Annotated in this window: 20 protein-coding genes; 13 read left to right on the top strand and 7 right to left on the bottom strand. The window is 37.5% G+C overall.

The annotated features are described in order from the left end of the window. Positions 1 to 39 precede the first annotated feature (39 nt). Complete coding sequence (locus tag RIV7116_RS27610) at positions 40 to 1,185, bottom strand: AbrB family transcriptional regulator (RefSeq protein WP_015121623.1); 1,146 nt, start codon at positions 1,183 to 1,185, stop codon at positions 40 to 42. A gap of 315 nt (positions 1,186 to 1,500) precedes the next feature. Beyond that, positions 1,501 to 2,136 carry a hypothetical protein gene (locus tag RIV7116_RS27605; RefSeq protein WP_015121622.1) on the bottom strand — a complete coding sequence of 212 codons (636 nt, stop codon included), beginning with the start codon at positions 2,134 to 2,136 and terminating at the stop codon, positions 1,501 to 1,503. A 247-nt stretch (positions 2,137 to 2,383) separates the two neighbouring features. On the opposite strand from RIV7116_RS27605, the gene fabG reads away from it, so the two are divergent. From fabG to RIV7116_RS27590, 3 genes are all read left to right on the top strand, one after another. Continuing rightward, complete coding sequence (gene fabG / locus RIV7116_RS27600; protein WP_015121621.1) at positions 2,384 to 3,079, top strand: 3-oxoacyl-ACP reductase FabG; 696 nt, start codon at positions 2,384 to 2,386, stop codon at positions 3,077 to 3,079. Positions 3,080 to 3,372: 293 nt separating this feature from the next. Continuing rightward, positions 3,373 to 5,715 (top strand): adenylate/guanylate cyclase domain-containing protein, encoded by a 2,343-nt coding sequence (locus RIV7116_RS27595; protein ID WP_371261592.1) that lies wholly within the window; start codon positions 3,373 to 3,375, stop codon positions 5,713 to 5,715. Between the two features lie 205 nt (positions 5,716 to 5,920). After that, complete coding sequence (locus RIV7116_RS27590; RefSeq protein ID WP_015121619.1) at positions 5,921 to 6,580, top strand: DUF2301 domain-containing membrane protein; 660 nt, start codon at positions 5,921 to 5,923, stop codon at positions 6,578 to 6,580. Between the two features lie 132 nt (positions 6,581 to 6,712). Here RIV7116_RS27590 and tnpA read toward each other — a convergent pair whose 3' ends face one another. Then, a complete protein-coding gene (gene tnpA, locus RIV7116_RS27585) occupies positions 6,713 to 7,117 on the bottom strand; it encodes an IS200/IS605 family transposase (RefSeq protein ID WP_015121618.1) in 405 nt (134 codons plus the stop codon). Between the two features lie 45 nt (positions 7,118 to 7,162). Here tnpA and RIV7116_RS27580 point away from each other — a divergent pair, with 45 nt between their 5' ends. The 4 genes from RIV7116_RS27580 (at position 7,163) to RIV7116_RS37455 (ending at position 12,890) form a co-directional block, all read left to right on the top strand. After that, the gene (locus RIV7116_RS27580; protein WP_015121617.1) at positions 7,163 to 8,404 is read left to right on the top strand and encodes an RNA-guided endonuclease TnpB family protein; all 1,242 of its coding nucleotides are present in this window, start codon (positions 7,163 to 7,165) and stop codon (positions 8,402 to 8,404) included. Positions 8,405 to 8,577: 173 nt separating this feature from the next. Beyond that, on the top strand, positions 8,578 to 9,696 hold the full coding sequence (gene dprA / locus RIV7116_RS27575; protein WP_015121616.1) for a DNA-processing protein DprA: 1,119 nt from the start codon (positions 8,578 to 8,580) through the stop codon (positions 9,694 to 9,696). A 118-nt stretch (positions 9,697 to 9,814) separates the two neighbouring features. After that, positions 9,815 to 12,277, top strand: coding sequence for a spondin domain-containing protein (locus RIV7116_RS34265; protein ID WP_015121615.1), 2,463 nt, complete (start codon positions 9,815 to 9,817; stop codon positions 12,275 to 12,277). 481 nt (positions 12,278 to 12,758) lie between these two features. Further along, positions 12,759 to 12,890 (top strand): hypothetical protein, encoded by a 132-nt coding sequence (locus tag RIV7116_RS37455; protein ID WP_256380827.1) that lies wholly within the window; start codon positions 12,759 to 12,761, stop codon positions 12,888 to 12,890. Between the two features lie 85 nt (positions 12,891 to 12,975). On the opposite strand, the gene gloB is transcribed toward RIV7116_RS37455, so the two are convergent. Further along, positions 12,976 to 13,749: a hydroxyacylglutathione hydrolase gene (gloB, locus tag RIV7116_RS27555; RefSeq protein ID WP_015121614.1), complete on the bottom strand. Its 774-nt coding sequence runs from the start codon at positions 13,747 to 13,749 to the stop codon at positions 12,976 to 12,978. A 377-nt stretch (positions 13,750 to 14,126) separates the two neighbouring features. Here gloB and RIV7116_RS27550 point away from each other — a divergent pair, with 377 nt between their 5' ends. From RIV7116_RS27550 to RIV7116_RS27525, 6 genes are all read left to right on the top strand, one after another. Continuing rightward, the gene (locus RIV7116_RS27550; RefSeq protein WP_015121613.1) at positions 14,127 to 15,317 is read left to right on the top strand and encodes a glycosyltransferase family 4 protein; all 1,191 of its coding nucleotides are present in this window, start codon (positions 14,127 to 14,129) and stop codon (positions 15,315 to 15,317) included. Positions 15,318 to 15,408: 91 nt separating this feature from the next. After that, a complete protein-coding gene (locus RIV7116_RS27545; protein WP_015121612.1) occupies positions 15,409 to 17,655 on the top strand; it encodes an ABC transporter ATP-binding protein in 2,247 nt (748 codons plus the stop codon). 50 nt (positions 17,656 to 17,705) lie between these two features. Continuing rightward, positions 17,706 to 18,920, top strand: coding sequence for a glycosyltransferase family 4 protein (locus RIV7116_RS27540; RefSeq protein WP_015121611.1), 1,215 nt, complete (start codon positions 17,706 to 17,708; stop codon positions 18,918 to 18,920). A gap of 99 nt (positions 18,921 to 19,019) precedes the next feature. After that, positions 19,020 to 19,997 (top strand): glycosyltransferase family 10 domain-containing protein, encoded by a 978-nt coding sequence (locus tag RIV7116_RS27535; RefSeq protein ID WP_015121610.1) that lies wholly within the window; start codon positions 19,020 to 19,022, stop codon positions 19,995 to 19,997. A gap of 36 nt (positions 19,998 to 20,033) precedes the next feature. Beyond that, entirely contained in the window at positions 20,034 to 21,038 is a 1,005-nt protein-coding gene (locus RIV7116_RS27530; protein ID WP_015121609.1) for an Npun_R2821/Npun_R2822 family protein, read from the top strand. 3 nt (positions 21,039 to 21,041) lie between these two features. Then, the gene (locus RIV7116_RS27525; RefSeq protein WP_015121608.1) at positions 21,042 to 21,968 is read left to right on the top strand and encodes an Npun_R2821/Npun_R2822 family protein; all 927 of its coding nucleotides are present in this window, start codon (positions 21,042 to 21,044) and stop codon (positions 21,966 to 21,968) included. Between the two features lie 263 nt (positions 21,969 to 22,231). Here RIV7116_RS27525 and RIV7116_RS27520 read toward each other — a convergent pair whose 3' ends face one another. The 3 genes from RIV7116_RS27520 to RIV7116_RS27510 form a co-directional block, all read right to left on the bottom strand. Further along, on the bottom strand, positions 22,232 to 23,113 hold the full coding sequence (locus RIV7116_RS27520) for a hypothetical protein (protein WP_015121607.1): 882 nt from the start codon (positions 23,111 to 23,113) through the stop codon (positions 22,232 to 22,234). Between the two features lie 553 nt (positions 23,114 to 23,666). Then, complete coding sequence (locus RIV7116_RS37240) at positions 23,667 to 24,041, bottom strand: hypothetical protein (protein WP_015121606.1); 375 nt, start codon at positions 24,039 to 24,041, stop codon at positions 23,667 to 23,669. Positions 24,042 to 24,178: 137 nt separating this feature from the next. Next, positions 24,179 to 25,888, bottom strand: a complete 1,710-nt coding sequence (locus tag RIV7116_RS27510; protein ID WP_015121605.1) for an AarF/ABC1/UbiB kinase family protein — start codon at positions 25,886 to 25,888, stop codon at positions 24,179 to 24,181. Positions 25,889 to 26,060: the final 172 nt, after the last annotated feature.

Below are 26,060 nucleotides of genomic sequence, written 5' to 3'. Positions count from 1 at the left end.
AATGTTGCTTTCTAATTTCAACTTGTTAATTTCAACTGCTCACTGCTCGCTTTTAGCAGTTTTCATCGCAAAATTTACCAACCAAGGACCAAAAGCGATAATAATCAACATTCGCGTTAACTGCATTGCTAATACTAAACCCGTGTCACCACCCAACTGCATTACAGTCGCAACCATCGCTTCTAATCCCCCTGGAGTAAATCCTAATAAAGAAGTAATGATGTCAACATGGGTAAATGCATGAAACTCGTAACCTACACCAAGACACAAAAGAATCAACGAAATTACTAAAACGATTTCGATTAATACCGCTTTTAAAAGCTTAGTTGCGGTTTTAATATCGAATTTAACTCCAATCGAAAGCCCTACACATAACAATCCCGTAGCAAATAACCATCGAGGAACAACTAAATCGTAGGGGCAACTCCAAAATACTGCTAAACCAATTAAAAAAGTACCTAAAAACCCAGAGGCAGGTAAACCCAGACGATTTCCACCCCAAACTCCCACAAAACAGCATCCAGCCAATACGATTAAATTCAACCACAAGGGAATCGCAGAATTATTTGTTGCTGTCGCTGTTGTTGCGATCGCGGTTGATATAGAATCATTCAAATCGACTGGAAAGAAAAAACCGGCAGCACTCGGTATCAGCAGTACTACTAATAATAAACGTAAATATTGAAACACCGCGACAGCCACAGCATCTGCTCCCATTTCTTCAGCGATGGGGACAATACTAGAAGCAGCACCAGGAATAAACGCCACTAAGCCCGTAACCCGATCTATACCAGACCAGCGAGATAATAGATATCCGTGAAATAAGCTTAAAATCCCAGAAATAAATACGCATAACAGCAGAGGTACTGCGTAAGTAGCAGCAACATTTATAGTGTCCCAAGAAAAACGTGCGGCAGTAGCAAGGGCAATAAAAGCTTTACCTAAAGTAATGAAAAATTTTGGCAATGGCTGGGGATTACCTTGAATAGTCGAATAGATAATTCCCCCAATCATCGAACCTAAAAGCCAACCTACAGGAATTTGCAACAATTTAAATATAAAACCGACAAAAATTCCTAAAGCTAGTTGAGAGGCTATTGTTGTTATTTGAGGGATATAGGAAACTAACTGCTGCTGCCATTGCTCAGAATCATATTTTTGTAAAAATCGAATTTTATAAATCACGAAGCTATTTATTAAGATAAATATTGACAATAAGAATTAAATCATTAATTCCCATCCCAGTTTATCTTGCTTTGTGAGTAGATTCGATTGATAAATTGCGCTCCCCCTATTTGTAGACTCGGGCTTATCATCTTTTATCCGAGCGCCCCTGTCACAAGATGGGCGATGTTAATTATTTATTTTCTCATAAAAAATCTGTGGTTTTAGATGTCAATATTTATTACTCTTGGGGGTTACATCTAATTAAATTTTCTCGTTCGCCTTTGTTAATTATTATTTTCATGAATCAAACCGGATTCCGATTAATTTCAAAAATTAATTGCAAAAACTTAAATTACCTTCACTAAAAAACGCTCCATCAGAAACCCACCCTTCTACAGGAGAACTTAAACTAACCCAACTGCGATTTTGTTGATAGCTAATTGTTGCCGGATGATAGCTAGGTTTCACAGTTTTACCATTAGCAATTACTCTTAAAAGTGTTGACTGTTTTGTTGGCTCAGACATAATTAGTACACCACCAGCAGGAGATTTAACGCGCAGACAATCAACAAATCCCGCACTACTTTTAATAGCAGTATTAGTATGAGTATGCAAAAAACGCTTTCCATTCCAGCAAGCGTATTCAACCTTGCCGGTACCAATACGATTTACCCGATTGCTTAGTCTAAACCAATATTCGATTTGAGATTCTGGCAGCCCAGAAGATGTTTTGCAAGCGTTTTCAAATTCTAAATATCCTCCCAATTCTATATTCGAGAAGCCAGAATCAAAATCTGCATATTTAGCTTTATCTTGTTCTAACCATAAACTCCAGCCCGGTTCTGGTTTATTCTCGATACCGTTAGGATTGTCGGCTTCAGCACGTAGCGGAAAACACAATAATAAAAGTATAATCCCAGCAATAAAACTCAAAATTGGATTTGAGAATTTATACTTATTGATATCCACTTGTTTGTAATTTAACTAAGTACTCGATTTACATTAAACATAAACGCAGGTTATATTTTTTGCCAGTATCCGACAACGAAATTATTAATTTAACCTACACTTAACAAAGGCGACTCAATATTCTTTCTTCTCATCAGCTATACACCAAAAGTGTGCTAGTTAGTAACCGCGATCAAAAATAGGTACAAGCTCATGTATGGAGCAAAAAAGCGGTATCTTAAAATTAGGCTTTTGGGGAAAATAATTCATGAAAGATAAACAAGTCTTGCTCACTGGAGCTACCGGTGGGCTGGGTGTAGGTGTGACACCGATAGTTTTGGCTCAAGGTGCTTTCGTTACAATCCCTTACCGCAAACCTGAAGATGTAGAAAATTTAAAGCAAATTATTCCGCCATCCGATTTAAATAGAGTGAAATTTGTTTCTGCGGATTTAAAGTCCGAATCTTCTGTAAAAAACATTGTTGATTCGATGGTGAAGGTAGACGTTTTAATTCATCTAGTAGGTGGTTTTTCCATGGGAAAAACAGATGAGTATAGTTTTGAAGATTGGAAAAATGATTTTGATTTAAATTTAAATACTACTTTTCTAACTTGTAAGTATTGTTTGATCAAGATGCTACAAAATAACTACGGTCGTATTGTTACAATAGGTTCTCGTGGTGCTGTAGAACCTGTAGGTGGCTTAGCTGCTTACTGTGCCTCAAAAGCTGGGGTTGTAGCTTTAACTAAAGCTATTGCCGATGAAACTAAAGGTACTAATATTACCGCAAACAGCGTCCTCCCTAGCGTAATTGATACCGAAGCTAATCGGAAAGCGATGGGCACTGAAGATAGCGATAAATGGGTAAAACCAAAATCTCTAGCTGAAGCCATCTGTTTTCTAGCTGACGAAACCGCACAAGATATTCGAGGAGCAGCAATTCCTGTTTACGGTAATATTTAAAAGAATACTTGGTATATCTACTACTTGTAAATCCAGCGCGAACAAGCAAAAAGCTAATTATTGCGATCGGGAATATGAAATATCGCAGCCAAATTTCAATTTTAGTTTCTAAGATAAATGTTTGAGTAGATCGCGTACATATAAAATTATCAGTGGTGCCTACATTTAACTGACAAGGTTAAGAGTAGGAAGACAGGATTAACAAAAAATTAAATTTAAATTACTGTTTCTCCTTTAATTTTTTTCTTCTTTCTCCTTTTTACTTACTTTAAAGCGCCACAATGAAATATCATGTGTTAGAGAAAATTTTTAATAAACATAATACACCACGCAAATTTGAAAGCTTGGAGTTAAATAGTAGTTTTTCTATTTTACGTGTATCTAAGCATGTACGGTATTTTGCTTATTATCCTCAAGAAGTCATTTTGGAAAGAGATGTCCGTTTAGGTTTCCCAGAATTTGTGGGACTTGAAAATGTGATGACATCTATATTAGAGGAAAAACAGGAACTATTTGAGTTAGAAGGTGTCCACCGCTTCAATGAAGAAAAAGGTGATTTTTATATAGATATATATATTGTCAGCGAACCGACTGAAAATCGGTTAATAATTTTGTTTGAAGATGTCACGAATCGGATGCTTCTAGAGCAGAAATTGAATCAAAGAGTGAATGAAACTAATTTACTTTCAAGTACTTTAGTTGCTTATAAGAATTATATGGATAAGGTAATCGCTTCAATGGCAGATGCCTTGATTGTGACAACTAAATCCGGACAAATTAAAAGAGTCAATAAAGCAACAGTAGAATTATTAGGTTATACAGAAGAAGAAATAATTGATAAACAAATTTCTCTAATTATCGATGATAACAAGTTGTTACAAAAAGCGATTCAACAACGTTCTTTATATAAACAATATTTTCAGAATGTAGAAGTTGTTTGTCGAACTAAATCAAAAGAAAGAAAATTGATTGCTTTCTCTTGTTCGGTGATTAGCAAGAAAATTAATGGAGTAGAAGATATTGTTTATATTGGTAGAGATATTACTGCAAAAAAGCGCCGTCAGCAGCGTAAAAGCGCCCAATATACAATTACAAATATATTATCCGAATCAGTTACAGTCAAACAAGCTATACCGCAAATTTTACAAGCAATTTGTGAAAGTTTGGGATGGGATGTAGGAGAATTATGGACTCCCAATCAATACCTTAGTGTCAAACAGAAAAATGTAAGTAATCCAGTCTTAAGATGTGTAGAAATGTGGTCTTCTCGTAGGGTGGAAGTGCGAGCATTTGAAGCGATTACTTGGTTAACAACTTTAAGCCCTGGAGTTGGATTAGCAGGTAAAGTTTGGGAAAGTCTTGCTCCGGTATGGTGTGAAGACATAGCTAATGATGATATTTGCCCGCGATTCAATCGAGTAGAAGAAACAGAATTACATGCGGCTTTCGGGTTTCCCATTATTAACGAGAATAGAATTTTGGGAGTGATGATTTTCTTTAGCCGAGAAGTATTATTTAGAGATGAGGATTTGCTGCAAATGATGGTTTCTATTGGCAGTCAAATCGCGCAATTTTTGCAAAGAAAACAAGCCGAATCAGCACTTTTAGAAAGTGAAGAAAGATACCGCGATCTATTTGAAAATGCCAACGATTTAATTCAATCGGTTAATCCTTACGGAAGATTTTTGTATACCAATCGTGCTTGGGAAGAAACTTTGGGATATAGCAAGTCCGATCTCGATGGTATAACCGTATTTGACATTGTACATCCGGATTTTAGAATACGCTGCCGAGATGTTTTTTATCGAGTCATGTCAAGCGGTAAGTTTGAGCAACTTCAAGCCGCATTTATGACTAAAAACGGTCAAACTATCTTTTTAGAAGGAAACCTTAACTGTAAATTTGTCGAAGGAAAACCCGCCGCGACACGGGCTATTTTTCGAGACGTTACCGCTAGAATCTCCGCAGAAAAGGCATTACGCCACCAGCAAGAGCAAACAGAAAAATTGTTGCTTAATATTCTACCAGTCAGCATCGCCAATCGTTTGAAACAGGAGCCTGGTACTATCGCCGAGCATTTTGAAGATGTAACGGTGATGTTTGCAGATATTGTCGGTTTTACTCAAATTGCAGCTTCGGTGACTGCTAAAACTTTGGTAAACTTATTAAATCAAATTTTTTCGTTATTTGACCGTCTTTCGCTGAAATATGACTTAGAAAAGATAAAAACCATAGGTGATGCCTATATGGTTGTCGGTGGTTTGCCTACGCGAAATTCAAATCATCCCCAAGCGATTGCTGCAATGGCATTAGAGATGCAAAATGCTATTGAAACCTTTAACAAAAGAAATAATTTAAACTTAAGTATTCGCATTGGGATTCATACTGGTTCCGTAGTCGCTGGAGTTATTGGACTGCAAAAATTTTCATACGATTTATGGGGAAATACTGTGAATATTGCCAGCCGGATGGAATCTCATGGTTTACCTGGAAAAATTCAAGTAACTGAAGATACTTGTAAGAGATTGCAACACAAATTTATTTTAGAAAAACGGGGAGAAATTTTAGTCAAAGGAAAAGGTTTAATGACTACTTACTTATTGATGGGGAGTAGGGAAGTAGGGAATAGGGAATAGGCAATAGGGCATGGGGGATAGGTTTACAAATGTAAATTTAAATTTAAATTCCGCAGCAATCGCAGCATCTGTATATCAAAATAAAATTAATTTAATTTTGTTTAATTAAGATAATTAATAAAATTACAAATAATCGCTCAACAGTATTCTTAATTACCGATTACCAATTACCAATTACCAATTACCAATTACCCATTCCCATATTATGACAACACAAACAGCATCGATACCAGAAATCTATCAAGGTCAATTTGGCGAATTTACAATTACTAAAGATGACCGATCGGGCGTAGTTATCTACCGTGCAGGTTTGGCGATCGCCGCACTCTGCTTTGCTATCGGTACGGGTTTGGTATTATTCAGCAATAATCCCAATTTACAACTCATAACATTTTTGTATGCTGGTTTTAGTCTTGCTCTGGGAGTGAGCTTGTTAACCATTCATATCTATATGGTAGAGTTGCATCGAGCATTACAAGTTTTTTGGGCAATTGGCAGTATTTCCGCGATTGTTTTTGCTTTCTCTAACAAGCAAACTTTAGCAGAAACAATTTACAATTATCCCCTTACTATATTCGGAATTGGTTTTACCTTCGCAGCCTTGACGGGTATTTATTTTAAAGAAGCTTTTTGTTTCAACCGTTTAGAAACTAAACTGCTAACCCCGATAGTTCCACTGCTGCTTTTAGGACATATGACCAAAATTCTTCCTGTAGAAGTAGAAAAAGGTTTATTAGCAGTTTGGGCAGTATTTTTTATAATCTTCGCAATCCGTAAAGCTATACAGGCAATTCCTCCTGATATTGGAGACAAATCTGTATTTGAATATCTAAAAAATCAAAAGAAAATAGGGCATAGGGCATAGGGCATAGGGCATTGCGAAGAAGGGGAGATTCTTAAAGTAGCAAGTTATGAGTAGTGAGTAGAAAATCAACGGTTGAACGCACAGCGCGACAGTCCCTAATCTCAGCGAAGCGGATTAGGGAAGGATAGCGCGTCAGGGTGTTGCTTGGTTTTGGATATATTTCTTTAAAACATCAATTGGCGCACCACCGCAAGATGCCACGTAATAGGAGTTCGACCAAAAAGAAACCTTACCCCAGTAATATTTTTTCACTTCTTCAGGAAATTCTTTTTTTAGCATACGGGCAGTAGAGCTTTTTAAACTTCCTACCACAGCAGCAATTGAGTTTTTAGGATGGAAGTTTAGCAGTATATGGATATGGTCTGCTTCGCCGTTAAACTCAATTAATTCACAACTCATCTTTTCTGACACTTGCTTGACCATTTCTTTGAGGCGGTCAAGCATTTTAGTATCTAACACTTTACGTCGATAATGAGTCACAAATACAAAGTGCAATCGCACACTAAAAACGCTATGAGAACTTTTTCTAGCTTTCATGTTGACAGGGTATAATCGTTAATATAACAGATAGGTCGAGTTGTTATGGCTACCAAAAGAATTACTTTTAGACTTTATCCGTCAAAGACGCAAAACGATAAGATGCACTACTGGCGTAGATTGCATAAAGACTTGTATAACGCTTGTATCGAACATCGTAAAATTTCTTATAAGAAGTTTGGCAAACCAATTAGTTATTATGACCAACAAAATTGCTTGCCTGATTTTAAAGAAGAGTGGGGAGAGTACAAAGAACTTGGTAGCCATGCATTACAAGACACTATCAAGCGTGTTGATTTTGCATTCAAATGGTTTTTTAAACTTAAGTCTGGGTATCCAAAATTCAAAGCTAGCCGTAGATATAAAGGATGGACTTATCCTTGTAAATCGGGCTGGAAAGCTTGTACTAATGGCAAGAATGGTTATTTAAAAATATCCAATCTAGGTAACATCAAAGTGCGCGGTCAAGCGCGTGATTGGGGAACACCAAAAACTTGCACAATTATGTTTAAACAAGGTAAATGGTACGCCTCAATTACTGTAGATTGTATTCCAACTAGACCGACTACCGATACAGGTGCTATTGGTTTGGACTTTGGTACTCACCATGCAATTGCTGATTCTAACGGTGGGGTAATCGATAATCCTAGATTTGTTAAAACTGCTCAAGTCAAAATCAATAAAATTGCTAAAACTAGTCGTCGTAAACGTCCACCTAATTTCAGAAGGAAGGTTAAAGCCTCACGACGTTGGAAAAAAGCCAATAAAGCTGTAGCCAAAATACAATCTAAAGTTGCTCGTCAAAGGCAAGACTGGCAGCATAAAGTTTCTACACAAATAGTTAGCTGTAATAGCTTGGTAGCGACTGAGAAGTTAAACCTTAAAGGGATGACTCGTAAATCAAAAGGTAAAAATAAACGTCAAAAATCAGGACTCAATCGGTCACTTCTTGATGTTGGAATCGGTAATTTAAAAGATTTAATAAAATATAAAGTTACCGAGGCTGGAGGATTTTACATTGAGGTTCCAACCAAAAAAGTAAAACCTTCTCAAACTTGCCCTAACTGCGGTCATCAAAAAAAGAAAACGTTAGCACAAAGAGAACACTATTGTGAGAAATGCGGTTACCGATGCGACAGAGATGTAGCCGCAGCAATGGTAATGCTTAATCATGCAAGGGGTATGGAATGTGCCTCTACAGACTCAGATGAGTTGACCTCTACTTGGTGCGGAAGCTTCAAGCAAGTTGCTCAAGTGAAGAGTCAGAAACGTGTATCTCAGCGATAGCGGATACACGTAGTTCATTAACCAACATTATCAAAACACAGAGAAGTCAGTGTGCTTATTACTTGCTAGTTGCGACTTAATCCTTAAACCTTAACTCCCCATGCCCCATGCCCCATGCCCAATCCTCATCCAACTTTTGGGAATACTAAACCAGTAGGGATGAGGATAAAACATTGACGCAAGAACGTGCGTACTGGTTAGCTTGGTCGCGAGTTTCGGGAATTGGACCGGTACTATTGCAAAGATTAAACCAACATTTTGGTTCGCCGAAAACCTCTTGGGAAGCAAATTCTTCTGATTTAGGAGAAGTTGAAGGTTTTGGTTTACAAACTTTACAAAAAGTAACTAAACAACGCTCTCAAATAAATCCAGAAAAATTACTAGAACAGCACGAACAAGAAAATCCTAATTTCTGGACTCCAGCAGATGCAGAATATCCCCGTTTATTATTAGAAATCCCCAGCCCACCACCCGTACTTTACTATCATGGCAAGGTGGAGTTATCAGAAAATTTGGCGCAAAAACCCCTCGTTGCCATAGTTGGAACGCGACAACCTACAGAATACGGTGTCCGTTGGACTCGTCGCATTAGCGCTGCTTTAGTACAAAATGGTTTTACAGTAGTTTCTGGTTTAGCTGAAGGAATCGATACCGCTTCACATGCGGCTGCAATCAAGGCCGGTGGACGCACCATTGCAGCTTTAGGCACGGGTGTTGATATGGTGTATCCCGCAAAAAATCGCAAATTATACGAACAGATTTTAAATCAAGGTTTTGTTGTCAGCGAATATCCCACAAAAACTCAACCCCATAGAACTCACTTTCCTCGACGCAATCGAATTATTGCAGGTTTATCTCGTGCTGTATTGGTGATGGAAGCACCTCAAAAATCCGGTGCGTTAATTACCGCCGACTATGCAAACGAATTTGGTAGAGATGTTTACGCATTACCGGGAAGACTCGATGATTTTTCTTCTCAGGGATGCTTAAAATTAGTTTCTCAAGGCGCTACTCCCATTCTTAAGGAATTAGATGACTTATTAAAAATGTTGGGTGCGATTCCTCAAGTGAATAATGTGAGCAATTTTACATCTGAACCAGAAAAGCCTTTACCAGATTTACCCCCCGAATTGCATCAGGTAATGAAAGCAATTTCCTCGGAATCTTTGCCTTTTGATTTTATAATTCAACAAACCCAAATGCCAGCAGCAGAAGTATCTAGCGCTTTATTACAGTTAGAATTAATGGGTTTGGTTTCGCAGCTTCCAGGAATGCGATATCAAAGAAATTAATATCTTGTAAGTTCTGATTTACAGTTCGTTCAGCAAATTCTTATCTGATTCTCAGTAATATTTCATCTGCCTAGATTTTCATTGCTATTACTGAATATATTCAAGGTGATAGTAAAAAATGGCACGTAAAGAGATAACAGTCACTATTGAAAATCTCGCACCACAGCAAGGAACTTTCCTTACTCCTTTTTGGGTTGGTTTCCACAACGGCAATTTCGATACATATGACCGGGGCAGACCTGCATCTCCAGGTTTGGAAAGTCTTGCCGAAGATGGTAGTACGACTTTAATTTCTCAAGAGTTTCTTCAAAGTGGGGATGGTACGGTTGATGGTAGGATTCTAGGTCCTGAAGGAGATGCAGCAGGTCCAATTGACCCTGGTGAAGTTGCGACTGCTACTTTTACTCTGGACAGCGATGACTTAAATAGCCAGTTTTTTTCCTATGCTTCAATGATTCTTCCTTCCAATGATGCATTTGTCGCTAACGGAAATCCTGAAGCGATTCAGATTTTTGATGAAGAGGGAAATTTTATTGGAGCAGACTTTATTATTGCGGGTAAGCAGGTATTAGATGCTGGTACGGAAGTTAACGATGAAGCAGAAAATAGTACTGCTTTTTTTGGTCAAAGTAGCCCTGATACTGGGATTGACCAAAATGGAGTCGTACAGCTACACCCTGGCTTTGTGACTGGTGGAAGAATTTTGAGCGAAGACGGGAGTTCTCCCTTAGCTCTTACAGCTTTTACTAATGGCGATTTTACCTCTCCAGATTATCAGGTTGCTCGTATTACTATCTCTACCGAAGACAAGCCCCTTCCAATTGCAGATCCAGTTAGAATTACTTCCAATTTAGATGGTTCTCAAGAAGTTACCGCTGGGGATTCAGATGCTCAAGGAACTTCTGTTCTCACTCTTAATGACACTGGAGATAGTCTAGAGTATAGTTTGACCGTCTCTGGGTTAGATTTTGGAGCCAATGGTTTAGTCGCAGGTGGAGCGCAAACTCCTGACGATACCAGCGATGATGTTACTAGACTTCACATTCACAACGCATCACGGGGAGAAAATGGAGGAGTTGTCTTTAGTTTATTTGATACCGTTGCTCCAGAACTTGGTAATCAGCTAAACATCCAAGGAAATCAAGACGAAGATTTAAATGTAACTCTCAACGAAAATGGTTCGGTCACTTTAGCGGGGATTTGGGAAGAGACGGATTCTGCTAATGATGATTTAAGTGAATTAGTCGCTGAAATTCGCGATACTCAAGAAAGCGAAGATTTAGATTTATACTTTAACGTTCATACTGAAGAATTTCCTGGTGGTGCAATTCGCGGTCAGCTAGTTGTTGGTGATGAAAATAACAATACACCTCCAGCACCCGATTTAGTGGAAGTGACTGTAACTGTTGAAAACCTAGCTCCCGATAATGGAACATTGTTAACACCGTTATGGGTTGGTTTTCATGATGGGACTTTTGATACTTATGACAGTGGTAGACCCGCATCTGCTGGTTTGGAAAGCTTAGCAGAAGATGGAAATACCAGTCTTATTTCTCGCGAGTTTATTAGTAGCGGTGCTGGTTTAGTAGATGGCACAATTACCGCTCCTGGAGGAGCAACACCAGGTCCAATTGATATCGGTGAAACTACCAGTCTTACTTTTACTGTAGACCGTTCTTTAGCAAGCAGCCGTTTTCTTAATTATGCTGCGATGCTTCTTCCGTCTAACGATGCTTTTATTGCCAATGGGAATCCTGAAGCATTCGAGATTTTTGATCAAAATGGTAATTTCTTGGGCGCTGATTTTGTTGTCAGAGGAAATCAAGTTTTAGATGCAGGAACCGAAGTCAATGACGAAGCAGAAGACAGTACTGCGTTTTTTGGTCAAAGTACCCCAAATACTGGAACTGACGAAAATGGTGTAGTTGAACTTCATCAAGGTTTTCAAGCAGACGGACGAATTTTAAGCGAACCCAGATTTGCGAATGCTGATTTTACTGCTGATGGTTATGAAGTTGCCCGGATTACGGTTACAACTAACGATCTACCACAGACTCCTCTAGGTGCTGCTTTTCAAGATAACGGGCAGGGAGAAGCGCTGCTTGACTTTAGATCGATAGGTAATCAACAAGTAACGGCTAATTTATTAGAAGTTACCAGCGAAGCAGCTTTTAATAATCTAGTTGGTTTCTACATTATTGAAGATACTCAGGGAACCGTGTTGGATGAGTTTGGTAACGCTTTAAGCCCCGGTGATGAAGGTTATGCTGAAGCTGCTGTCGCAAGAAGAGCTTTTGAATTAAATCGTAACACCACCGAAGCTCAACAGTTTGCCGGAGGAGAATTATTAGCTCCGTTTATTATCGCCAATGGAACAGCAGAAGAATTTCTGTCTCAAAACCCCAGCAATCAAGGAGGAGACGATCCACTTGCTTACTTTTCATTCCTGGGAGCAAACCCCGATGGAGTAGAGCATATTCGCTTAGTAGATAACAATACTTTCGGTTTTGAAGATTTATTTGGTGGCGGCGATAATGACTTCGATGATTTATTTTTCCGAGCTGAATTTGAAGTTGCTTAATTAGCAAACAATATCATAGGGGAAAGGGGATAGGAGTATTAAGTGCTTCTTTTCCTTCCTAATTAAATCTCTCTACTTCTTATCTTTCCGCATTCATCAAATCTTGCGCCATTCTCAACAACCGCCTAGGAATAAATTCCCAGGCTCAAAAACAAAGTCGTCTAAAGACGACTAGGTAATGCTTTTAGTGCGTTTCAACGTACTTTGTATATCAGCCTTGAAATTGATTTCTCTGTGAGAAAGCCTCCGGCTTACAAGGCGGGTATTTGGGATTAACGACAATGATGCAAGATTTGAGGTTCTTTACGTCTCTGAGATTTTTTTAACTCTAAATTTACTCCGATAATAAATAAGTGAGTATTTGCTTATTTATTATTGGAATTGTATATTTCTAAAATAAGTAAGTGCTTACTTGTATAAATTAAATACAAAATGAATATACACTCCAAATCAATATTCTGATTCTGATGCTTCAATAACCTTGGGTGAAGCAATTCAAAAACTTCGTACCTTAGAGCATGAAGACGACATGACAAATCAAATGTCAGCAGAAATAACGCAACTATTAGAACAGCATGATGCAGTACATGTCATATTTGGCGTTGCTGATTAAAAGTATGATTTGCCCCCAACCCCCAATCCTAGGGGGAGATAAATCATTCCCAACTTAAGGAAAAGCCATTAGTACAAATTCCCATTTAAAAATTATCTTTCATCCCCCGCAAACGCCCGAAAGTTTCCACCGCATCGCTACTGTTGACAGCCGATTGTAATGCAGGCTCTTCCCATCTGAGAAAGGGATTGGTATGTTTTTCAATTCCCAACAAAGAGGGAACGGTAGCTTGATTTCGGTTGCGATATGCTTTAACTTCCTCAAATCGCTTTTGAAGTTCGGGGTTTTCACCATCTACTGCAATGGCGAATTTTAAATTCTTTAAAGTATACTCGTGAGCGCACCAAACCCGCGTATTATCCGGTAAAACACGGATTTTACTCAGTGAATTTACCATTTGTGCTGGTGTACCTTCAAAGAGCCTACCGCAACCACCAGCGAATAAAGTGTCTCCACAGAATAGTTCTCCCGTTTCTCCGTGATTCTCGGGAGGAAAATAGTAAGCTATGTGAGCGCGGGTATGTCCGGGAACGAATAAAACCTCACCAGTGCGATTAGAAAAAGAAACGCGATCGCCATCTTCTAGAAAAACTTGTTGTCCGGGAATTCTGCCTTTATCGCAGCTTCCACCATAAACTGTGAGTTGGGGAAATTTCTCTATTAATTTTTGATTACCACCTACATGATCGTAATGATGATGGGTATTAAAAATAGCGATTAATTCAGCATTGAGTTCTCTGAGTTTTGCTAAAACAGGTTCCGCTTGGGCTGGATCGACTACAGCAGCAATATTTTGTTTATTGTCGTAAAGCAAAAATATATAATTATCTGAAAGTGCCGGTAAGCGAAACACCTGCATAATTTAGCCTTCCTAATCTATATTTGTTCAACCCAGAACCAGTTTAGCGAAATTGACTATGGATCGTAAAAAGAACCGGCTTTCTTTTGCTAAAACGCATATATTTAAGTTTCTATATTAACATTGACAAATTCAATCCAAACCGTAATAGTACTTACTCATAGATATAATTATTTAGGTTTCTCTATAACTATCAGTAAATTCGCTCTAGGATAACTAGTAGATACAGAGTTAGACTATGACTCGTGTTTTTATACAATAAACATTGAGTAAATGCCGTTTTATAAGAAGATTTAAAACATCACTTAAATAGGCATCGGGGTTTCTACTAATATTTTTTATTGTCAATTAGCAGAACTTAATTGTTGTGGGGAAGTATGCAAAGCAAAAAACAACTAAAAGTTTCTATAGTTGTTAGCGATCTATCAGCCTCTGGAGAAGGTCGATGGGGAGGTGGTGGAGTACGTTGTTTTTTACTTGCACAAGCACTGCAAAAGCTTGAATACCAAGTGGAAATTTTAGGATTTGTGTTCGGCAATCAAGCAGCGGTAATTCCCCAATCTGAAATTAAAATTACGACATTTAAGGGTTATAATTATCCAGGATTTATCTCCAGTGCTTCTCAGCTTTTAAAAAAATTAGATGGCGATATAATTTATGCAATGAGACCTAAACCTACTACTTTGGGGTTGTCGTTGATAAAAAGAATGAATTCTCGGAAGCCAATAATTTTAGATATTGATGATTGGGAATTAAGTTGGTTTGGTGGGGAAAAATGGAAGTATCGTCCTTCTTTAAAGCAATTTGGTAGAGATGTTTTGAAGTCCGAAGGTGTGCTGAGATATCCAGACCATCCACTTTATTTAAAATGGTTAGAAAATATGTCCCATAAAGCGGATGTAATTACTATTCATACTGAATTTTTGAGAAAACGCTTCGGTGGGATATTCGTACCAAATGGAAAAGATACATCACTTTTCAATCCCGAGCTTTATAACTCTCAAGAAAGTAAAAAGAGATATGGATTTTCCGACTATAAAATTTTAATGTTCCCCGGTGCCCCAAGACCCTACAAAGGAGTAGAAGATGTTTTAATGGCTTTGGATAAGCTAAATGATTCTACTATAAAGCTAGTTATTGTTGGTGGTAGTCCTTATGATAATTATGATGCTCAGTTAATTGAAAAATGGGGACGTTGGATAATTCAATTACCAAAACAGTCAGCCGATAAAATGCCAGAAATTGTTGCGGGTGCAGATGTAATCGTTGTTCCTCAACGAAACACTCCTGCCGCTTTAGCCCAATTTCCTTTAAAATTAACAGATGGAATGTCTATGGCAAAGCCAATTTTGGCAACAAGAGTAGGAGATATTCCAGAAATTTTAGCAGACACCGGTTATATTGTAGATTCAAGTAATCCCGAGGACATTGCGAACACAATAGAATATATTTTCCAGAATTTTGAATCAGCTATTGAAAAAGGTAAAAGAGCTAGAGAAAGATGCATTGAAAATTATAGTATAGACGCGATGGCATCGACTTTATCTAAAGTTATTTCTCGTTTATAAGCTATATTTTTGAGTTATAAACTATTTCTTTAAAAGACATTTAAATGATTGTTGTCTCATCTCAAGTTATAAAATTTAAGTAAAAAGCTTCATGTCTACGAAAAAGCTAATTTATCGATTTGCTAAACCCTATCCAGGCTGGATTATCCTCACAGTTGTTTTGGGCTTTTCAGGAGCTTTATTTAATGGGGTTAGTGCTACATTAATTGTGCCAGTAATTCTCAGAATTGTAGGTCAAGAAGTAGATTTAGAGGGTGCCCCTGTACTTCTTAAAGCCATTATGTATCCATTCGATAATGTTCCAGAGAACTATCGTTTATTATTGATGGCGTTAGGTATTATACTAACTATTTTATTAAAAAATGCAGCTAATTATGCGAGTAGTTTGACATCTAGTACTTTAACCCGTCGTTTAACTTCAGATATTCGCCAAGCTGGTGTCAAGCTGTTATTAGAAGTTGATATTGATTATTATTCCAAGATGAAAGTCGGTGATTTAATCAACCGTCTAGGAGTAGAAAGTGGTCGCGCAGCTTCTGCAATACGCAACATCACAAAACTAATAATTCTGGGAATTACTATTTTTGTTTTTGCTGGCATATTAATGTTGCTTTCTTGGCAGTTAACGATTGCAGCAGTCCTATTATTATCTTTAGTGATGGTAGTAAATCAGTATGCAATTATCCGTTCTAAAAAATTTGGTAAGGAATTAAGCGAAATATCTAAAGGATATTCCATCGCGATGCTAGAAACTCTAAATGGTATACGTTTAGTAAAATCCACTGGTAACGAAAACAAAGAATTTCGACGCATTAAGGAATTAATTCTAAATCGAGAAAAAGCAGATTTTAAATCTCAGGCTAACTCCGAATTAATTGCACCGCTTAGTGAAGTAATGGGTATCTCAGCTTTATTAGGTATTGTTTTTATCAGTCGTTCTATTTTTAGCGACCAGATATCTTCGCTTTCAGCAGTACTACTAACATATTTATTACTTCTTTTAAGAACGCTGCCATTATTGTCTCAGTTAAATACGGTACGTAGTAATTTTGCCAATACATCTGCTAGCGTTAGTGTAATTGCAGATTTTTTAGACATCCAAAACAAACCGTTTATGGGTAGCGGTGATATTAATTTTACAAATTTAGATAAAGGAATACATTTCAATTCAATTTCCTTTAGCTATCCCAATCACGACAAATTAATTCTTCAAGATGTCGATTTATATTTACCTCGGGGCACTACCCTAGCTTTAGTAGGTGGATCGGGTGCGGGTAAATCAACTTTAGCCGACCTTTTACCAAGATTTTACGACCCCAATTCCGGTAAAATCGCTATTGACGATACAGATTTAAAAGAATTCAATTTACAATCGCTGCGACAAGCAATGGGAATCGTTTCCCAAGACACTTTCCTTTTCAATGATTCGGTAAGAAACAACATTGCTTATGGAAAACCCGAAGCTGATGATGAAGAAGTGATTTCCGCAGCCAAACGTGCTAATGCTTACGAATTTATTATTAAACTGCCTCAAGGTTTTGAAACCACAATCGGCGATCGCGGTGTAATGTTGTCTGGAGGACAAAGGCAAAGATTAGCAATAGCAAGAGCTTTGTTGCAAAATCCCGAAATTTTGATACTGGATGAAGCCACTTCTGCATTAGATACTGTTTCCGAGCGTTTAGTACAAGAAGCTATCGATGATTTGAGCCGAGATAGAACTACATTGGTAGTCGCTCACCGTCTTTCTACGGTACAAAAAGCCGACCAAATAGCGGTTTTAGAGCAAGGAAGGGTAGTAGAAGTGGGAACCCATAAAGAACTGTTGCAAAAGGGCGGCTACTACAAAAGGCTTTATTCGATGCAGTTTGGTTCCCAAGGAGAAACAGAAAATAATCGTCAGCAAAGTTTGGTGAAAGTATCTTACGAAATGCGGACTCGACTCAACTCTATGATTGGTTATCTGCTTTTATTAATCGATAATTCCCCAGAGAATTCTCAAGAAAAGCATCAATTATTAGAAGAATCTTATAAATCAGCTTGGAAAATTTTGAGCTTTGTTGATGTTTTTGAGGATATTTTCAGCTTACAAAAAAACTGGCAATTAGTTTCAACAGCAGGAGAAAGTCACGACGAAATAACTCCAGAAAATAACTTAAAAGAGATTTCTAAAGATTTCCGCAAAAATACAGAATCAATAATGACTTCGCTCAACTTATTAATTAAACAAGAAGAAGATAAGACTCAATCGGAAGATGAAATAGTTTCTCAAGCTTATCAATCAGCTTTGCACTTACTCAATGAACTAAAGCACTTTGAAGACAATATTAAAGCTTAAAAGTAGCTATCATCAATAAATGGATAATATAGAATCATCAATTTATTTATATGAAAAATAATAATTCAAAAAAACACTATATTTATTTTATTAAAGAAGAAATCCCGAAACCAGAGGCTCATTTAGTCCAGTCTACTAATGCAGCAAATGCTGTTGCTAACTTGGGTTACTCTACAGTATTGGTATATCCTTCCAAAGGAAAGGAAGCTTTAAACCCGATTGATTTAATCAGTCCCTTTCGACCTAGAAAAACACCCGATAAACTCAAAAAATATTATAACCTGCACGATAAGCTGAAAGTTTCTCCTTTACCGATGCCTTTTCCCATCGACTATGTAAAAAGTAAATTCACTAGCTCAAATACTATTGCCTCAAAATATTATTTTCCTTTCCATATTCTTCCTAAAACTAAAATTGTTCACAGTCGAGACTGGAATTTTATCGAAGCTGCGGTAAAAAATGGTGTTCCTGCAATTTACGAACATCACCACCACGAAGACAAACCGTTTGCACAAGCAATAGTCAACAATCCATTATTTCAAATTGCCGTAACTGTAGGCGATACGGTGCGTCAAAGCATGATTGCAAATGGAATGCCACCAGAAAAAGTAATTAAACTGCATAATGGTTATAATCGCTTGTTTATGGAAAGACATTCTCAAGCAGCTAAGGAATGGCGAAATCAGTTACTACAAAATGGCAGAGAAAAATTAATAGTTTATTCCGGCGCATTAGAACAATTTAAAGGCATCGATATTTTAATCGATGTGGCTAAGCAGTTACCTCAGGTTCAATTTGTATGTGCTGGAGGCAAGGAAAAGCAGGTAAAACATTATCAGCAATTAGCCCAAGAGAAAGGAGTTGATAATATTACCTTTCTCGGCTTTATCTTGCAACAAGAATTAGCATCATTATTACAAGCTGCCGATATCTTAGCTCATCCTCACTGCTCTGGAAAAGCTGCAACTTTTACGTCTCCTCTGAAGCTATTTGACTACTTTGCTTCTGGAACACCTATCGTATCTACAAAAATTCCTTCTTTAACCGAGTTTGAGAATACAAAGGCGATCGCCGCTTGGTGCGAACCTGATAGTTCCAGTGAATTTAGAGCATCAATAGCGCAAGTTTTGGAAACCCATCCCCGAAAAATCGAAGGTTATTCTAATAGTATCGATTTCGTCAAGCAGTTTTCTTGGGAAAATCGAGCCGCGAAAATCCTCAGTTATGTTGATGAATCTCTGAAACCAGTTATCAGTGAACAGTGAACAGTAAACAGTTAAAAGTTATGAGTTAGGACTTAAGAGTTGAGAGTTATAAAAATTCTATTCCCTATTCCCTACTCCCTAATTAATACAAATAATCATATGACTACAAATAAAATTAAAATTGGCATGATGAGCAGCTATAGCGCTTTGGATAACGCAAGCGATTGGTTGTGGCAACAAACTCCCGAACATTTTGGCATTTGGGATAATATTCAACTAGTTTCGACAGATCCAAAACCGGATTTTCTGTTGATGTATAATTACACGAGTTTCCCCAAACCACCGCAGAAACATTTATTATTCTGGAAGAACAGAAAGCGACAAAATCATTACGAAAAAGTACAAAAAACCTTCAAGGAAAAGCTTCGAGGAATGCCTAAAGACAAGGTAATTTATTTGTTGCGAGAACCACCTTTAGAAGAAGTTGTTGAAAAGAACAAAAAATTTTATCAAGCAGCCCAAAACTATTGTAGCTATGTTTCAGGGCCTGATGATTATGCACCCAATCCCGATTATATGCCCGCAATTTGGTATTACTCTAACTCATTTCGAGAGTTAAATGAAATGCCGCCACCGATTAAAGCGAAACCTCTAAGTTGGGTTACATCCGGTATCAATCGTACCGAGAATCATCGCAAGCGTTTAGCATTTTTAAAGATGCTACGTGATAGTGAATTAGAACTTGATTTGTACGGACGCGGTTTACCTGATTGGGCGCAAGGAGGCGGAGAACTTGGTAATAAATGGTATGGTATGGCACCTTACTATTACAACTTATCAGTCGAGAACTATATCGATAATGATTGGTATGTAAGCGAAAAACTTTGGGATTCTCTACTCGCTTGGTGTTTACCTATTTATTATGGTGGTCCTGCTGCTGATAAATTATTACCTCCCGGTAGCTTTTTAAGATTACCAAGTATGGATGAAAAAGGATTGGCTTATATAAAAGAAGTCACATCTACACCAGATGCTTGGTATGAAGCGAAAGAGGCAATTGCCGAAGCCAGACAAATTATTTTACACAAGCTTAATTTGGTATCGTGGCTCTCAAATTATGTAAAGAAATTTTCCTAATAATCAACAGTAGTTTGAGAGGTTAAGGAGGCTTGAATGACTGAAGGTATTTACATACTTGCTAATGATATAGTTTATGACCAATTAGTAGCTTTACTCAATTCTATTGAAGCAAATATTGGTAATAAGTATGCTGTTTCTATTATTCCCTATGATGACCGTTTAGAAAGAGTCAGAGAGGAAATAAAACATAGAAGTAATGTTGAAATATTTGCAGATACTTCTGCAATTAAGCTTTGGGAAGAATTTTCTGCCCAAATATGGAAAGCACATCCGGATGCCTATAAAATTTGGCAAGAACAAGGTATTCCGGGAGTTTATCGCTTGGGGATGCATCGCAGATTTTGCGGTTTTGATGGTGCTTTTGATAAATTTATCTATTTGGATGCCGATATTCTAGTATTAAATTCACTAGATTATATATTTGAGCAACTAAATCAAAATGACTTCGTAGTGTATGATTTTCAGCATAAGGACTTGAATCACGTATACAACGCTAATTCCAATCAATTACGAGATGTTTTTCCTCAATCTCGACTCGATAGCGAAATATTCTGTGCTGGTTTTTATGCTGCCAATAAAGGTTTATTTGACGCAGAAAAACGGAAATATTTATTATCAAAATTACAGGCTGGGGAAGCAGAAATATTATACAAAAATGCTCCCGACCAAACAATCCTTAACTATATGGTGATGCGGTCGGAAATACCTAGCTATAATTTTTCCAATCATTTACCTGAAAGCCAAATAACCGGATGTTGCGTTACATCTCCTCATTTTGACGAACGAGATAATCTGGTATATGACAAAGGGAACCGTTTAACTTATTTGCACTATATAGGCTTATCTTCCAAACTATTTAGCCGCGTTTGTAGTGGAGAAAATATTGATTTCCCTTACCGCGAAACTTTTCTGCATTATCGCTATCTCCACGAACCAGACAAGCGACCAAAATTCACCACTAAGCCAAAAGCTTACAACGCACCCCCAAGTCTAACCAAACGATTTTTAAAAAAATTAGGATTAAAAGTTGGAGCATAACTCATGACTAAAGGTATTTATATCATCGCTAATGATAAAGTGACAGATCACGCTATTGCTTTACTCAATAGCATTCGTCTCCACGACAAAGAAACTCCTATTGTGATGATTCCCTATGATGATAATTATCACAAAATAGCTGACACTCTCGGCAAATATTATGGAGTAGGAGTTTACGAGGATTTAGAATTTATTGACCGCTTATCTAATAAATTATACGAAACCTTCGGCGGTAAATTCTTTGCTCGTCCTAACCAATTCCGCAAGCAAGCTTGTTGGTTTGGTCCTTTTGATGAGTTTTTGTATATAGATACAGATATTGTTGTTTTTGAAAAAATTATTGATAATCTCAATTATTTAAAAGAGACTGACTTCATTTGCTGCGACTATCAACATAGTGGTGGAATTAAAAACGTATTCAGCCCCACAGTTTTAGAAAAAAAAGTATTTACCGAAAGCGAAGTTAAAGATATATTCAATGGTGGGTTTTGGGGTTCCAAGAAAAACCTCATATCCGAACAAGATTTATACGAAACCTTTGCAGAATGTGCGGAGCATCCAGAATATTTCGATTTCTCCGAAAAAACATCCGATCAACCAATTATCAACTATATGTTGCTCAAACGCATTCCCAAGCGTTTCAATATAGTCAATAGAGAAGGAAAAGCACCGGGAAACTGGGGAGGAACTTCTCACTTTTTACATGAAGGACATAAATTAATCGATCCAAAAGTCAATCAACCTTTACAGTACCTGCATTGGGCTGGTATTCGCATCGAACCAGGTTGTCCTTACTGGGAGATTTGGGAACATTACCGCAACTTGAACCCACAATTACCACCACCTGTGTTTCCAGAAAAGCCCAAACCAACCTCTTGGCAAAAAACTATGAATGAAGCAAAAAGTTTTCTTCGTTCGTTGAAGAAGTAAATTTTAAATCGCTAAAAAATTAAAACTATTCGGGGTTAGATAAATTATCTAATCCCTTTTTGTGAGGTAGACAAAATGCGGTGTGGATTCTCCTCCCACTTTATTGTCGTTGTGTTACGGCTTCGGTATGTTGCGGTTAAAGATTATTTTTAGGGTGTATTGTCGCCGAGTGCAACGCACTATACTATCCACAAAATGGGTACGTTAGGCTAAATGCATCACGCACCCTACTGTTCAAAAATAGCGAAGACAGTGCAACTTTATTAACGATAGTAAAAATTATAATTACTCAAGATTGTAGTTACTCTAAGACGCACAAAGTGATATAGATACTCAACATATTTATTCACCTTCTTAACTATCTTCTTAAAAATCGGATTTCGAGGATTTTCGATTTTCTTCTGGGTTTCAAAATATTTTAACTTATCCTTTGAACTAGTTTGCCCTTTGGAAATCCGAATTTTTTCGATTCTATCATCAAAAAAATCTACACCTTCCATGACATCATGTCTGACTCTTAAATTGGCTTTAGTCGCTGCTAATCCCATTGCATACGCAGGATGCTTATGGAGTCCATTTACTTCTGCATAAATTGCAATTTTTTCCCAATTTTGCAAAAATTCTTCTTCTTTACCAGAATCTCTAGTGACAACAAATAGAAACTCATTTATCCATGTAACATCTTCTTTTTCAATATCAATATTCAGCTTATTAGCCATTTTTTTGAAAAGTTCAAACTTTTTCAAAGCACTTACTGAAGGTGTATCGGTTTTGTTTATTCTTTCTTGAAAATGCTTTATCATACCAGTACAGCTTCTAGCTGTAATTCCTGGTAGCCATTCACGATTTGGTATTGGGGCACAGATTCTTACATCTGAATCAATGTACATACAGGATTTAAACATTGATAATGCCTTCTGAATTGCAAATCTGCGTTCGTGGTAATGCAATATTCCTTGTCTTTTATGCCCGAATGCTAAGACGTTACTGTAGTTTTCAAACTCTTGTGGTTTATCCGTATAAATTATAAAAGGAATTTCTGGTGCATATTTAGCTAAATCTTGGACTAGGTTTTTTGCTAAAGCACGATATATACTGCCAGCGACATAAGTACAAATACAGAACTCTTTTTGTTTTAAATTCATTATTCAAAAATCATATTTTAGGGATGCACAAACAGATAAGTAGGTGGGTGAGAAAACTTATAACTATGTAATTGCGAGCGAAATCTAATGTAGCGAAGTATTCACCCGTTCCCCCTTCACCCAAAGTGCGGCTTAAGGCTTCTCGAAGATTAGGGTGTGGATCATCGCAATTATTTTGGCTAATTTAGATTTAGTTACATAGTCGGTTTTATTTGTACCTACCTACTTTATTATTTTTTAATAAGTTTGGCATAAATTACATGTAATTCGACCACTGTAAAATTACTTATTTTTAAAGTTGACTAATTATTAAATATCAATACAATCAGGAATAGCCGCAATTGTCATAAGGCTTTGGTTGGTGCGTGACAGGAAAACCTTATTATTGCCTTAGAAATCAAGCTAACTGTCACAGCACCCTACAAGCAAAATGTGCCAGTTGCGGCCATTCCTAACAATAAAAAATATCAATAAAAATATTCGCCGCTTATAAATTGCTTTGTTCTACAAAAGAATTTACAAACAGCGAATAGTTAGTTTTAAATTTATGATTTTAGTTAAAAGAATCTAAATCTAAAGATTGAAATCCTCTACTTTCAGCATAAGTCATCATGCTTCCTAATTGAAAAGCAGTTAATATGCAAGTTAAAAGAGTAATTGGTACACCAACGGCACAAGCAAGCCAATTAGGAAAACCAAATATTGCTAACCCCGAGCAAAGAAATAAACCAATGCCTATTGTGATACCAATAAATGGCACTATTAATTGTTTATTAGAAAAACGAGGGGCAGAATCTTCAGCACCTTTTTTTCGCCATGTTTTGGATATCGCCTTTAGAGTTCCGTCTAATGCTGCACCGGAAGTAACGGCTATAAAAAATCCCAAAGCTAAAATTAAGTACGGCGGTTCTGAAGGATAATAATACATGAAAACTCCTAATTTATATGCTGGTTGCTAAGAGGTTATTTGATAAGTATTGCATTTTACTTGAGTTTTCGGAAATCTAACTCCTTAAACCTCCCTCCTCGTAGAAGAGAGGTTTAAAGAGAAATTCCAGCTATTTTTCAGGTGTTGTTCACAGAACTTGAAGTGGTAAATGGCGGTAAGATTGCCGCAACTCTCTCTCTGGAAAACTGAGTGAAAACTCCAAAAGCAGCACTCAACAAACGAGTTGGATTTAAATCATCCTTGACTAAATTCCACAAACGCTGTACTTCTTCAGCATGTAAGCGATCGTCTTCTGTGAGTGCAATTATCAACTGTTGTTGAAGAAATTGACCTTCATCGCTGAGCAAATACTGCAAACCCATTTGCGCTGTGGGTAATAAATCAAAATTGTTGTCAGTACGCGCGATCGCAATCATATTTTCCAAGCGTTCCCACTGGAATGTACCATCCTTAAACAGTACGTTGATTAATCTTCGTCGCAGTTGAGCCGATTCACCGGTGAGCAATCGTCGTGCTACGTAAGGATACGCAACTTCGACAATCTTAAAGTTCGGATTTAACGATAGCGCGATACCTTCTTGAGTCACCAAGGAGCGAATAATTAAAGCAAATTTGGCTGGAACTCGAAAAGGAAATTCGTACATGAGTTTGGAAAACTCATCCGTTATGGTCTTGAAATTAAATTCCCCGACGTTGCGATTAATTGCATCTCCAAGCAATGCTTCCAAAGCAGGTACAATCGGACGAATATCTGTATCTGGTGTCAAGAAACCCAACTTGACATAATCACCAGCTAAATCGGTATAGTCTTTGTTTATCAGGTGAACCACCGCATCTACAAGAGTTTCCTTGGTGGTTTCCGATAGCTGATCCATCATACCGAAATCGATATAGCCCATCCTACCGTCAGGCATCGCAAACAAATTTCCTGGATGGGGGTCAGCGTGAAAGAAACCATATTCTAATAACTGCTGTAAACCTGTAGTTACAGCTATTTGAATAATTTCTTGCGGATCTATACCTGCTGCAATGATACTCTCAGTATCGGTCAGCTTAAATCCGTTCAGCCATTCTAAAGTTAAAACGCGAGTTGAAGTATATCGCCAATATATAGCTGGAACCTTTACATCAGGGCTGTTACGAAAGTTAGTAGCGAACCTTTCAGCGTTACGACCTTCGTTGAGATAATCAATCTCCTCAAATAATTTGGTACCGAACTCATCTACGATTAATGTCAAATCGTGTCCCAAATTCAAAGGCAACCAAGGAGATAACCAGCTAGCAGCCCAGCGCATTAAATACAAGTCAAGGGAAAGTATCGGACGTAAATTTGGTCGCTGTACCTTGACTGCAACTTCTTCACCCGTGTGCAAACGACCCCGATAAACTTGACCCAGACTCGCAGCAGCAACTGGAACGGGGGAAAGTTCGCTGAACATTTCTTTGACGGGATGACCTAATTCGCTTTGAATTTGTCTCAAAGCAATAGCGTTGTCAAAGGGTGGCAGTTGGTCTTGTAATTTGATCAGTTCTTCTAAGAAATCTTTACGGATTAAATCGGGTCGAGTTGATAGGGCTTGACCAACTTTAATAAACGTCGGCCCCAGACGTACAAGTATTTTTCGTAGCTGAACCGCTCGTTTCAATTTATTACGTTCGGCTACTCCCATAAAATCATCCCACTTCAAACCGAAAATAAACCAGATGAAGTTCAAGACGATTGTGCTTGCACGTACCCAACCCAGCCAAGGGCGCAGGCGATAGAATCGCGCTATTTGACGTGCATCGTACTTACGATTGTTTTGTGTGAGGGTTTGTGAATTCACTTCCCTTTGTTACCTCTTTACCTATAAAAATTGGAATCAAACTCAATGTTTAAAAAAACCTTACGGGTACTCATCAGTTAAACAAACTTTTTAGTGATGTTTTCCCGCTCAACTTTGCACTTTTTAGCCAAAGTTTATTAAAAGTTACTTTTTATCTTTTATTATTTTATAT

The sequence above is a fragment of the Rivularia sp. PCC 7116 genome (assembly GCF_000316665.1).
Taxonomy (GTDB): domain Bacteria; phylum Cyanobacteriota; class Cyanobacteriia; order Cyanobacteriales; family Nostocaceae; genus Rivularia.
This window is presented reverse-complemented; position numbering and strand designations above follow the sequence as displayed.